Source organism: Acinetobacter sp. 102 (assembly GCF_037028485.1).
Lineage (GTDB): Bacteria > Pseudomonadota > Gammaproteobacteria > Pseudomonadales > Moraxellaceae > Acinetobacter > Acinetobacter higginsii.
This window is the reverse complement of record NZ_JAZEZK010000025.1, coordinates 1-11,900: the sequence shown is the minus strand read 5'-3', so window position 1 is coordinate 11,900 and position 11,900 is coordinate 1. Positions and strand designations below refer to the sequence as shown.

General features: G+C 41.6%; 11 protein-coding genes and 2 pseudogenes. 6 read left to right on the top strand and 7 right to left on the bottom strand.

Translation table 11 applies throughout. From position 1 onward, the window contains the following. Positions 1-113 precede the first annotated feature (113 nt). The 3 genes from WA352_RS19105 to blhA are packed head-to-tail and all read left to right on the top strand — an operon-like array spanning position 114 to position 2,635. Positions 114-1,562, top strand: a complete 1,449-nt coding sequence (locus WA352_RS19105) for a leucyl aminopeptidase (RefSeq protein WP_005314779.1) — start codon at positions 114-116, stop codon at positions 1,560-1,562. Positions 1,563-1,565: 3 nt separating this feature from the next. Next, positions 1,566-1,973, top strand: a complete 408-nt coding sequence (locus WA352_RS19100) for a DNA polymerase III subunit chi (RefSeq protein ID WP_005314778.1) — start codon at positions 1,566-1,568, stop codon at positions 1,971-1,973. A 35-nt stretch (positions 1,974-2,008) separates the two neighbouring features. After that, complete coding sequence (gene blhA / locus WA352_RS19095) at positions 2,009-2,635, top strand: cell division protein BlhA (protein ID WP_005314777.1); 627 nt, start codon at positions 2,009-2,011, stop codon at positions 2,633-2,635. 43 nt (positions 2,636-2,678) lie between these two features. On the opposite strand, the gene WA352_RS19090 is transcribed toward blhA, so the two are convergent. The 7 genes from WA352_RS19090 to glnK all read right to left on the bottom strand — a co-directional run bounded on the left by WA352_RS19090 (position 2,679) and on the right by glnK (position 9,538). Continuing rightward, positions 2,679-3,338 (bottom strand): riboflavin synthase, encoded by a 660-nt coding sequence (locus tag WA352_RS19090; RefSeq protein ID WP_005314776.1) that lies wholly within the window; start codon positions 3,336-3,338, stop codon positions 2,679-2,681. Positions 3,339-3,493: 155 nt separating this feature from the next. Continuing rightward, positions 3,494-4,336 (bottom strand): MIP/aquaporin family protein, encoded by an 843-nt coding sequence (locus tag WA352_RS19085; RefSeq protein ID WP_004802130.1) that lies wholly within the window; start codon positions 4,334-4,336, stop codon positions 3,494-3,496. A gap of 396 nt (positions 4,337-4,732) precedes the next feature. Beyond that, positions 4,733-6,025, bottom strand: a complete 1,293-nt coding sequence (locus tag WA352_RS19080; protein ID WP_004802129.1) for a DNA adenine methylase — start codon at positions 6,023-6,025, stop codon at positions 4,733-4,735. Next, positions 6,022-7,122 carry a bifunctional diaminohydroxyphosphoribosylaminopyrimidine deaminase/5-amino-6-(5-phosphoribosylamino)uracil reductase RibD gene (gene ribD, locus WA352_RS19075; RefSeq protein ID WP_005314773.1) on the bottom strand — a complete coding sequence of 367 codons (1,101 nt, stop codon included), beginning with the start codon at positions 7,120-7,122 and terminating at the stop codon, positions 6,022-6,024. Before ribD ends, WA352_RS19080 begins: the two co-directional genes overlap by 4 nt. A 12-nt stretch (positions 7,123-7,134) precedes the next feature. Then, positions 7,135-7,599, bottom strand: a complete 465-nt coding sequence (nrdR, locus tag WA352_RS19070) for a transcriptional regulator NrdR (protein WP_004656377.1) — start codon at positions 7,597-7,599, stop codon at positions 7,135-7,137. Positions 7,600-7,725: 126 nt separating this feature from the next. Then, a complete protein-coding gene (locus WA352_RS19065) occupies positions 7,726-9,132 on the bottom strand; it encodes an ammonium transporter (protein WP_005200614.1) in 1,407 nt (468 codons plus the stop codon). A gap of 67 nt (positions 9,133-9,199) precedes the next feature. Then, positions 9,200-9,538 (bottom strand): P-II family nitrogen regulator, encoded by a 339-nt coding sequence (gene glnK, locus WA352_RS19060; RefSeq protein WP_004656379.1) that lies wholly within the window; start codon positions 9,536-9,538, stop codon positions 9,200-9,202. Between the two features lie 275 nt (positions 9,539-9,813). Here glnK and WA352_RS19055 point away from each other — a divergent pair, with 275 nt between their 5' ends. From WA352_RS19055 to WA352_RS19045, 3 genes and pseudogenes are all read left to right on the top strand, one after another. Continuing rightward, entirely contained in the window at positions 9,814-10,041 is a 228-nt protein-coding gene (locus tag WA352_RS19055; RefSeq protein WP_004802123.1) for an accessory factor UbiK family protein, read from the top strand. Between the two features lie 69 nt (positions 10,042-10,110). Then, positions 10,111-10,956, top strand: a pseudogene (locus tag WA352_RS19050) (YifB family Mg chelatase-like AAA ATPase); the annotation flags it as partial. 157 nt (positions 10,957-11,113) lie between these two features. Then, positions 11,114-11,900: pseudogene (locus WA352_RS19045) on the top strand (hypothetical protein); the annotation flags it as partial.

Below are 11,900 nucleotides of genomic sequence, written 5' to 3'. Positions count from 1 at the left end.
TACCCGAATGTTAAAAATATAAAACCTATCGCTTGTTGCGGATTGCAACCTCATATCTGAAAGTGTTTAATGGACTTATCTTTATTTTTCACTCATCAGGTTCCATACAAACAATGAAATTTACCCTTCATAACGCATTCCCAACTCAGGCGTCTAGCGAATCTTTGTGGATTTTGGTTGATTCAGAACAATTACAACAGAACTTAAATACATATCAAATCAACCACCTAGAAGAAGTGCTTAACGCAACACAATTCAAAGCAGGTTTTAACGAAAGCTTAGCCTTAATTGCCAATATTTCCGCACAAGCCAATGCTCACCTGCTCGGACTCGGAAAAAGTGCCGAGTTAAAAGCCACAAAATTAGCAAAACTCGCACAAACTATTATCAAATCATCACAAAATAAATTTAAACAAATTAGTGTCGATCTTTCCGCACTTCCAACCGATTTACATTCACTATTTGTCTTGAGCCTGACTCAAGCAGCGTATGGTTATGATGAATTTAAATCGAAAAAAAATGAATTTGTATTAGAAACAATCCATCTTGTTGCCAACCAAACTACTTTAGATAATGCACAACTGAATCTAATTCATGCAGTGCAATCAGGTCAAAACTACGCACGTGATCTCGGCAACCGTCCAGGTAATATTTGCTTCCCTGAATATTTGGCAGATCAAGCAATTGCACTTGCAGCACAATATCCAGCGCTTTTAAAAGTCACAGTGCTTGATGAGCAGCAAATAGCGGACTTGGGGATGTATGCATTCCTTGCAGTCAGCAAAGGCTCTGACCGCCCGGGTCGCATTATTACACTCGAATACAATGCCAAAGTAGATCAAGCCCCTGTCGTGCTTGTCGGTAAAGGTGTGACCTTTGATACAGGTGGTATTTCATTAAAACCAGGCCTAGGCATGGATGAAATGAAATTTGATATGTGCGGCGCAGCTTCTGTTCTTGGAACCATTCAAGCACTATGCGAAGCACAATTGCCAATTCATGTAGTCGGTGCGATTGCAGCTGCTGAGAATATGCCTTCCGCTCATGCTACTCGCCCAGGTGATATTGTGACCAGTATGAGCGGTCAGACTATTGAAATCCTGAATACCGATGCAGAAGGCCGTCTGGTTCTCTGTGATACCTTAACGTATATCAAGCGCTTTAACCCTGCGCTGGTGATTGATATTGCAACCCTCACAGGTGCCTGTGTGGTTGCGCTAGGTAAAGTGGTGAGTGGCTTATTTACGCCAGATGATGAACTTGCCCAAGACCTACAACAGGCAGGCGAACAGTCACTAGACCGAGTATGGCGTATGCCAGTGATGGAAGAGTATCAAGAATTACTCGACTCTCCTTTTGCCGATATTGCCAACATTGGCGGTCCATATGGTGGCGCAATTACTGCTGCGTGTTTCCTCGAACGTTTCACTCGTGATTATCGTTGGGCACACCTCGATGTCGCAGGTACAGCGTGGTTATCGGGTGCAGCTAAAGGTGCTACAGGTCGTCCAGTGCCATTACTGATGCAGTTTTTAGCAAATCGTGTTGCAACGAAAAACTAAAACATGCCACAAATCAGCTTTTATCTATTTGAAAATAGTAAAGAACGGCAAGTCGAAAGTGCTTGCCGTTTATGCCGTAAGATTCTGAATCAGCATCCACACATCTGGTGGTATTGCGCTGATTCAGGGCAGCAAACGGAGTTAGATGAGAAACTTTGGAACTTTGATCCACTCAGCTTTATTCCACATGGCATTGATCAGCCGCATAGTCCTGTGTGTATTTCAGCGGAATTACCTCCGTCGAATGATTGGATCGTGTTTAATTTTAACAATCATGCACTTGAACAAACTCAAGATTTTCGCCACATTATCGAAATTATTGAAAATAATGAAACGGCAAAACAGATCGGGCGGGAAAAATTTAAAATGTATCGTCGTTTAGGTATCGAACCTCGAACATTTAAATTATAAATCGGCAATAAACAGCATCATTTGAGGAGTGTCTTGTGGCATTAAATGTAGGTCAGGACTTTAAAAAACGTTGGTTAAATGCACCTGAGGCTGTCCGTCAGACCTATCAGGATGATTTAGCACGTATTTGTGATCTACTGCTACCAAAAACACTGACTCAGACATGGACACAACATGAGGAAAATGCGCAGCAACTTTCTCAGCAGCGTATTGATCAAGCCTATGCCGACTTAAAAGCAGACTTGATTGAACAAGCACGTATTCGTAAACAACTGGCTTTGGAAAAGGCATTGGAAGAAAAGCGTGCAGCTGAAGCCGCCTATGCAGCACAACTGCAAGCCGATGAAGCCCGTCAATTTGAACAACAGACTGAAAACCTGCTTGCCTTACGTGGTCATATTGATCAGGAAATTGCACAGCAAACTGAACGCTATCAAAGTAATCCTGAACAGCCAAGTATCGATTATTCAAAGGCTCAACGTGTTGTGATCGATGATCAGCAAATTCTTTCAGAGTTAGAAAGTGTTCGTGTACGACTTGAATTAGAAGCCGAAGGTTTAATTGAGCAAGCGGTAACTGTATTCCGCGCCAAGTTACATGCCCTCGCGCAAGATGAAATTGACTATATCTTGAAAAATAGTGAATTTTCAGACGAAAAATAATAAAAAAGCCCAGTTCAAACTGGGCTTTTTTATACTTCATCTTTTATTTTAAAAAACCATTTTCAGCCAAGAATGCCATACTGATATTCGATTCAGTTTTCTGTTCCGCAGCCTTATCACCTAGCAATAAACGCTCGATATAACGTGCCAAGACATCTACTTCCAAATTGACTTTGCTTCCAACCTGCCAAGTACCAATATTGGTACGTTCTGCAGTATGTGGTATTAAATTCAAGCTTAAAATATTGCCGCGCAAATGGTTAATAGTCAGACTAATCCCATCGACAGTGACTGAACCTTTTTCGGCTAAATATTTAGCCAACTCAACAGGCGCTGTCACTTCAAAATACAGTGAACGTGCATCATGTCGCACTAAGGTAATTTCACCTAAACCATCCACATGTCCACTGACAATATGCCCACCAAAACGTGTGGTTGGTAACATCGCTTTTTCGACATTAACGGCTTGACCGACTTTCCATTGGCCTAATGTGGTACGGTTTAAACTCTCTCGCGAAACGTCAGCTGCATACCAGTTTTCACCCCATTCAATCACGGTCAGGCAGATCCCGTTAGTGGCAATCGAATCCCCCAAATGTACATCAGACATATCCAAATCCGTTTGAATACATAAACGAACATCACCACCTACACTCTGTAGGCTCTCAACCTTACCTAAACTTTCAATAATGCCTGTAAACATGGGAGTTTCAACCTATCTTTATTGCAGTATGTACCACTGTAAAGAAGATACCTTAAAGCAAAGAACTAGAGATAACAAGGCATGTACAGTCCAAATACAGGCAAATAAAAAGGGCAATCCGTTGACTGCCCTTCAGATTCTTGATCTGGTCTTTATTACATTTCAGACACTTGCTTTTCAGCAATTTCTTTTTCTTTTACTACAACAGGATTGTTGACTAAAAAATGACTAAAAAACAGCTTATAACCAAGTACGCCCAAACAAGCCCCTACGATTGGTGCAATAATCGGGACGATGAAATATGGAATATCGCGTCCACCGGTAAATGCAACAGGTCCCCAGCCAGAGAAATAAGCCACAATTTTTGGGCCAAAATCACGGGCAGGATTCATAGCAAAGCCAGTCAATGGGCCAAAAGATGCACCAATCACTGCAACCAATAAACCGACCAAGATCGGTGCCAAAGCACCACGCGGTAAACCATTGCTATCATCACCAATCGCCATAATCAGCCAAAGCAATAACATGGTGATAAACATTTCCACCATAAAGGCCTGACCAAGCGAGAGCAGATGATGTGGATAGGTTGAGAAAATTCCCGCCAATTCTAAACTTTCAACACTGCCCCGCACCATATGATGGGTTTGCTCATAGTCCACAAATAAATTGCTATACAGACCATAAACCAGAAGTGCACCTACAGCAGCACCAGCAACTTGTGAAATGATATAGAAAGGCACTTTACGTTTTTCAAAACCAGCAAACAGTGCCAAAGCGATGGTCACTGCGGGATTAAGATGTGCCCCAGAAATGCCAGCAGACAAATACACTGCCAATGCAACAGCCAAACCCCATACAATACTAATTTCCCACAAGCCTAAACTCGCTCCCGCAAGCTTAAGTGCAGCCACCACACCAATACCAAATGATAAAAAAATTGCGGTAGCAAAAAATTCAGCTACACATTGCCCCAATAAGGTGGGTTCCGAGCGACTCATAACAACCTCTCTTGGTCATCGCTGCAAATAGGCAAGACCCTAAATTAAGCTCGGCAAACTATAGTTATTTTTAGATATGGTCAATATCATTTGGTAAAAATTTGAACGATTGGTTAAAGTATTTCCAGCTTTATATTCAGTGAACATGACGATAAAAACAGAAGAATAAATAGTTCTATTCATTTGTTTTACATCAGTATTTTTTAATTATTATTTTCTATCATTCAACTTAAAAGCATGACTATGCACATATAAACCAACTCAAAATTGGTAGATATTTACTATAAAAACATAGGCTTATCTTACAAATCGATCACAACAATCTAATTAACCGATACTCAGCGAATACTGGATACAAAAACACCACTTTGTTGCCAAAATGGTGTCTTTTTTCTTTTACCAAAGTGCCAGTTGGGTACTGTTACCTGTGGTATCTACACCACCCAATTCAGCGAAATGGTACAACTGCCCCAAGAGCTGCCGTAATGGTGGTCCAGACTTGGCATGGGTGTCCGTGATCACAATAAACTCAAGTACGCGAGCACGTTCAGACTGGCGTTGTTTACTGACCCGATAACGTGGAACATCTTGAGTCAATAAGGTCACTTTACCGCGCTTCAAATTGGCAGTCAGTAAGTCCTTCGGCTCAATATTTCCATCAGTCGAATAACTGGTCAAAATATAACGCGCATTAATCGTTTCCAATAACTTTTCATAGGCCTCTTTGGCATATTTAGAAGAGTTATAAGGACTTGGACGTTCTTTACGCCAAGCTCGATCAATACCACTTTTAAAACCTTTGGTGTCTGGGGATGGCAAGTCAACTTGATCCCATAAAGTCAGTGCATTCAGAACATGATAGTTACTGCTATAGGCATGCTGATTATAGGGTGGATCAAGATAGGCGACATCAACCTCAAAACTACTCATTTGATTGGCCAGATGCTGTGCATCGACACACCACATTTCAGCAGCAGGACGCTTAGCATCTCCAATCTCACAGAAGCGACTTGGTGTCAGCCACAATAAAGATTCAATCCGCTCCAAGGCAGTTTGGGTACGTCCGCCCCAGCCCTGATGGAAACTTTTAAAGACACCACTGGTATTACTGACGAAACTTGCGGAATACAGTAGCGGTGCCAATAAAGCACTCATCTCTACATCATTAATTGCACCTTGCGCTTGCCATGTTGCAATCTGCTGACGAATCGCATCAATCCGCATACCGTTACGGCGTTTGAAGAACAAACGATCACGGGCAGGATCATACACATCATCATTACGTGGACATAAATTATGCGTGACCCAGCCTTTGACCTCAGGTAAGCGATTCAGATAATCAATGGCTTTCTGATAGCCACCTAACTCTTTAAAAGCAGGTGCATCGACACAAGCTAAAATGGCATTGTTCAAGGCATGACTATACGGTTCCCAGTCATTGGCAATCACGCGATAACCATTTTGGCGGGCTAACCGCGAAACAACCCCACTCCCCGCAAAGAAATCAGCAAAAATCGGTGGATTCTTTTTCTTGCTATTCAATGTACCTGTAATCTCAAGTGCTTCTAAAATGAGGTGAAGCAGTCGACGCTTATTACCGAGATAAGGCACTAACTGATGAAAAAGATATTCGTCAGTCGTACGGGCAGCATGACGACGTTTGTGATAAACCGATGGTTCTGGATTCATATCATCTCTTGGATAGGGAGCAATCTTAGGCGTATGTCTTGCCCAAGTTGGGTTACATTGACCAACTCAAAACGGAGCTGCTCTGCCATTTTGCTAAATTCAGCATTAAACATAGCCCGAGCAGATTGACCAAGTAAAGTTGGCGCAACATAACTAATCATTTCATCAACCAATCCTTGTTGTAAAAAGGCCGTTGATAAAGTCGCACCTGCCTCAACCAAAACATCATAAATTTGATGTTGTTGAGACAAAGTCTGCAATAACTGGTTTAAAGGTTGCGGTGGCAATTGTATCACGCCTAAATCAGCAAGTTCTTGACGAAATGGTGTCATCACCATCACCGTTTCAGATTGCTGTAGAATTTTTGCAGAAAGTGGTAATTGCCCTTGTCGATCCAAAACGATCCGTTTTGGTTGCACCACTGTTGTCAGATCAACGCCTTCTAATGCACGCACATTTAGTTCGCAATCATCGGCCAAAACCGTTTGAATACCAGTGATCACCGCACCCGAAATTGCCCGCCAATGTTGGACATCTTGTCGAGCTGCTGTGCCAGTAATCCACTTTGATTCACCCGAAGCCATCGCAGTACGGCCATCCAGACTTGATGCTATTTTTAAACGTACATAAGGCAGGCCAGTTGACATGGCCTTCAAAAAACCCAAGTTGAGCGTTTTTGCACTTTCCGTACAAATTCCCGTTTCAACCTCAATGCCAGCATCTTGTAAAATCTTAACGCCTTTACCTGCGACCAGTGGATTTGGATCAGAACAGGCAATGACGACTTTTTTCACTTGAGCTTTGACCAAAGCCTCCGCACAAGGCGGTGTTCGACCATAATGTGCACAAGGTTCTAAAGTGACATATGCAGTTGCATCTTTGGCATTCTCAGCTGCTTGACGCAGGGCAAAAACTTCCGCATGCGGCTGACCAGCTTTAGGATGATAGCCTTCCCCAATCAGTTGACCGTCTTTGACAATGACGCAACCGACATTTGGATTCGGCTTCGTCGAATATTGACCACGTCGAGCTAAGGCAATGGCTTGTTGCATCCAGTGCTGATGTTCAGATAAATGATCTTGGGTTAACTCAGACATGATCTCTCGAATTTAAGCTTCATTTTCACGTTGTTGCATTTGCTCAATTTGATGGCGAAATGCTTCTACATCTTGGAAATCTTGGTACACAGAAGCAAATCGAACATAGGCAACATGATCCAATGCAAATAATGCCTGCATAACGATTTCACCAATGGTTCTGGATTTGACATCACGCTCGCCTAGACGGCGGATCTGCGATTGAATATCACTGAGTACGGTTTCAATTTGTTCCTGAGTGACAGGACGTTTTTGTAAGGCATGCATTAAAGAACGGCGTAGTTTGGCCTCATCAAAAGGTTCATTTTTACCGTCTGATTTGATCACGCGAGGCATGACCACATCATAACTTTCAAAGGTGGTAAAACGCTCCCCACAAATGACACACTCACGACGACGACGAATCTGGCAGCCTTCGGCAGCCAAACGGGAGTCTATGACTTTACTATCAGCAGCGTTACAAAATGGACAATGCATAGTTGCGCGATTATTTACTCACTTTGCTTAAGTGTAGCAAAGTTTCTTCAATTGCAGAACTAGCACCCTAAAGCCATAAAAAAACAGCCCCATAAGGCTGTTTTTTTTAATCACATCTTGCACTGATTATTCGATACGTTCGCCATGTTGGCTCAGGTCAAGACCCATACGTTCATCATCAGCGCTAACACGGATACCAATCACTAGATCAATTACTTTCAGGATAATGAAGGTCACAATTGCGCTATACGCGATTGTTGCTAACACACCCTCGATTTGTACCCACAACTGACCGATAAAGGTTGGTGCAAGTGCAACATTTGCTGCTTTGATGATTTCATCACTGTAGAACACACCAGTAAGAATCGCACCAACGATACCACCAACAGCATGTAAACCAAACGCATCCAGAGCATCATCCGCTTTAAGCAGGCGTTTCAGTGCAGTAATCCCCCAGAAGCACACAACACCACCAATTAAGCCCATGATTAATGCGCCACCTACACCAACGAAACCAGCAGCAGGCGTAATCACCACTAAACCAGCAACCGCACCTGATGCACCACCAAGAACTGATGCTTTACCACGAACAAGACGTTCAACAATGAGCCATGAGAATGCAGCAGCGGCAGCAGCTACTTGAGTTACAAGAATCGCCATACTTGCACGCGCACCAGCACCTAAAGCACTACCACCGTTAAAGCCGAACCAACCTACCCAAATCAAGCTTGCGCCAATCACAGTTAAAGTTAAGTTATGTGGTGCCATAGATTCACGGCCAAGGCCTGTACGTTTCCCTAACATGTATGCTGCAACCAAACCTGCAACACCTGCGTTAATATGAACAACCGTACCACCAGCAAAATCTAATGCGCCTGCTTTGAATAACCAGCCATCAGCCGCCCATACCCAGTGAGTGATTGGTGCATAAACCAAAATGACCCATACTGCGATAAATGCCATAAATGCTGAATATTTCATACGATCAGCAATCGAACCACTGATAATCGCAACAGTGATGATCGCAAACGTCATTTGGAAAATAACAAATAAGCTTTCAGGAATTGTTCCACTTAAGGCATCAAATGCAACGCCATTCAGCATCGCCTTGCCCAAGTCGCCCACATAAGCACCTGAACCAGAGAAAGCCAATGAGTAACCGGCAATTACCCAGATTAAACTCACTAAGATCGCCGCAGAAAGGCTGAACATCATGGTGCTGAGTACGTTTTTCTTACGCACCATACCACCATAGAACAGAGCCAAACCAGGAATAGTCATCAACAGAACCAATGCTGTTGAAACAAGAACCCAAGCTGTATCACCTGTATCCACTGTTGCTACAGCAGCAGGAGCAGCCTCTTCAGGAGCTGGAGCTTCAACGGCTACAATTTCAGTTGTTGCAGCACCCGTATCAGCAACGGCTACAGTTTGTTCAGTTACTGGTGTTGATGCAGCATCTTCTGCCCAAACCACCGCTGAACCACCTAAGAGTGCGCCAGATAGACTGAGCGCCATAAGCATTTTTTTCATTCGTGTCCCCCAACCTTATTTTGTGAGCTATTTCTCTTATTTCTAACTCAGCAAAGTTTGTGCCAATTTAGACAGCATCTGGCCCAGTTTCACCCGTACGGATACGGATTACTTGCTCTAAATTCGTGACAAAAATTTTGCCGTCACCAATTTTGCCTGTGCTTGCGACACGAGTGATTGATTCAATGACTGCGTCCACCATTTCATCACTAATTGCAATTTCAATCTTCACTTTCGGTAAGAAATCAACCACATACTCTGCACCACGATACAGTTCTGTATGACCTTTTTGACGTCCGAAACCTTTGACTTCAGTTACGGTAATCCCTTGAACACCAATCTCAGAGAGTGCTTCACGCACATCATCTAATTTAAATGGTTTTACAATTGCAGTTACAAGCTTCATGTTTGTTTTCCTTCGGCTTATTTTCACCAGTAAGGTTTTATGTTCAATTTTCATGCCAATATTTAAAGGTTGGGGGTTTTTAAATATTGGGCACAAGCTTTCTTTATAACCTATTTAGGCTTGAAGATGTAGATAGTGCATCGAAAATAAGTTTCATTTCGCTATATTGAATGAAATCAACCAGTCACTCATCCTTCTGTCCCGAAGTGTGCTAGAGGAATATAGCCAGCAGTGATACACTGAGCAGCAAATATACATAACCTATTGAGCACTTTATGATTGAGACTCTTTTACAGGCAATTTTGCAACAAGTTGACCAACCTAAAAAAGACCTAGAAAAAAACTTACGTGCGTTACTCAGTGAAAGCATCGAAAAGTTAGACCTTGTCTCTAAACAAGAGCTTGATCGCCAACGAACTGCTCTCAATACGGCCAATCAACGCCTCACTGAGCTGCAACAGCAAATGAAAATACTTGAAGAAATCGTTCAGAATAAAAAATAAGCACCAATTCGGTGCGAATAGCACCGAAAAATGATTAAAAATAAAGCACCACAATGGAACAATAATAAGATGTCTTTTGCCAAAATTTATACGAGAGGCTTATTGGGTCTACACGCCCCACAAATTGAAGTTGAAGTCCACATCAGTTCAGGCTTGCCTTCACTCACAATTGTAGGTCTACCTGAAGCTGCAGTACGTGAAAGTAAAGATCGTGTCCGCTCAGCCATTATTAATAGCGGTTTTCAGTTTCCAACCAAGCGCTTAACCATCAATTTGGCACCAGCAGATCTCCCTAAAGATGGTTCTAGACTTGATTTACCCATTGCTCTTGGCATCTTGATTGCTTCAGGACAATTACCAGAAAATAGCACTGAAGGCTTTGAATTTATTGGTGAACTGGCATTAGATGGACATTTACGCCCGATTTCAGGCGCATTGACCATCGCGATGGCCTGCCAACAAGCGCAGCATCGTCTGTTGCTGCCTAATGGCAATTTAGAAGAGGCCAACCAACTCCCCAATTTTGAGGTATATGCGGCCAATCACCTACAGGATGTCTGTGCACATTTTTCGGGCAATTCTCAAATTACTGCTGCACCACAAAGATCAATTCATGGTTTAACGTCTTATCAACTCGACCTCGCAGATGTTAAAGGACAGTTACGACCACGTCGTGCCTTAGAGATTGCAGCAGCAGGTGGGCATTCGCTCTTATTTAAAGGCCCTCCTGGTACAGGTAAAACCTTACTCGCCTCTCGCCTTCCCTCCATTTTACCGCCACTCAATGCACAGGAAAATTTAGAGGTCGCCAGTATTTATTCAGTCGCCAATGCACAACATAGCTTTGGGCAACGACCCTTTCGTGCACCACACCATACCGCATCCGCAATTGCTTTGGTCGGCGGTGGCTGTCATTTACAAACAACTATGCGACATTCCAAAGAACTATGCGATAAATTACAGATTTTATCTTTACATTAATCTTTATTTGAAATAAATCATTGAATATAAAAAATAATTCAATATAATTTAAAATAATATCAAAGTACAAACTATATATTTGGATCTTGCAATGTATAATATTTTTTTAAATAATATTAAAGCAGCACGCAAATTAAAAACACAAAAAAATATTGCTGAAGTAAGCCTGAGTATTTTTAGAATACTTATTCAACATATTTGTATTTCAAATGCGGAATATATAAATATTTTAGCTAAAGAAAGTTCGGAAAATATGTCAAAAATTGATATTAGTTTCATTGAGCTATCTCAACCAGCCGATGGAACATGCGTTGATTTTATAAGTAACTCTCTAACACAGATAGCCAAATTAAAAAATAGTTCTTTAGCTAGATTCTACTTTGAAGATAAAGATATTTCAAACGAACCTGCATTAGTAGAATGGCTACAAATCAAAGAAATATCTTTAAGAAATATCTTACATACATATGTTGAAGATCGAAATGAAAGTATCTTTGGTCATGGTATTTCATCAACTAATTTATTTTTAGACATCGATATTATTGAATATATTTTAGACAAATTAAAAATTTATCTGCCTGAAAGCAAAGGTGACGATTTTTTATTTTTTCCTAAAATTTTTAATATCTCCACTCCTATTCAAACATTAAGATTATTTGATGGAAATCCTACGTGTTACAGAAAAATCAAAAAAACTAATAATGGTATGATTCATGTTACTGCTAAAGTTCAAACGTCCTTAACAAACGCTACTGATCAATCTTATGAAGTACCAAATAAAATTTTTAATATTTCTACAAAAAAAACTTATGAGGTATATGAATATAATGATTGGAATCCGCTAATTTTTTTACCAGAGAGAGCTATATCTGTAGCTG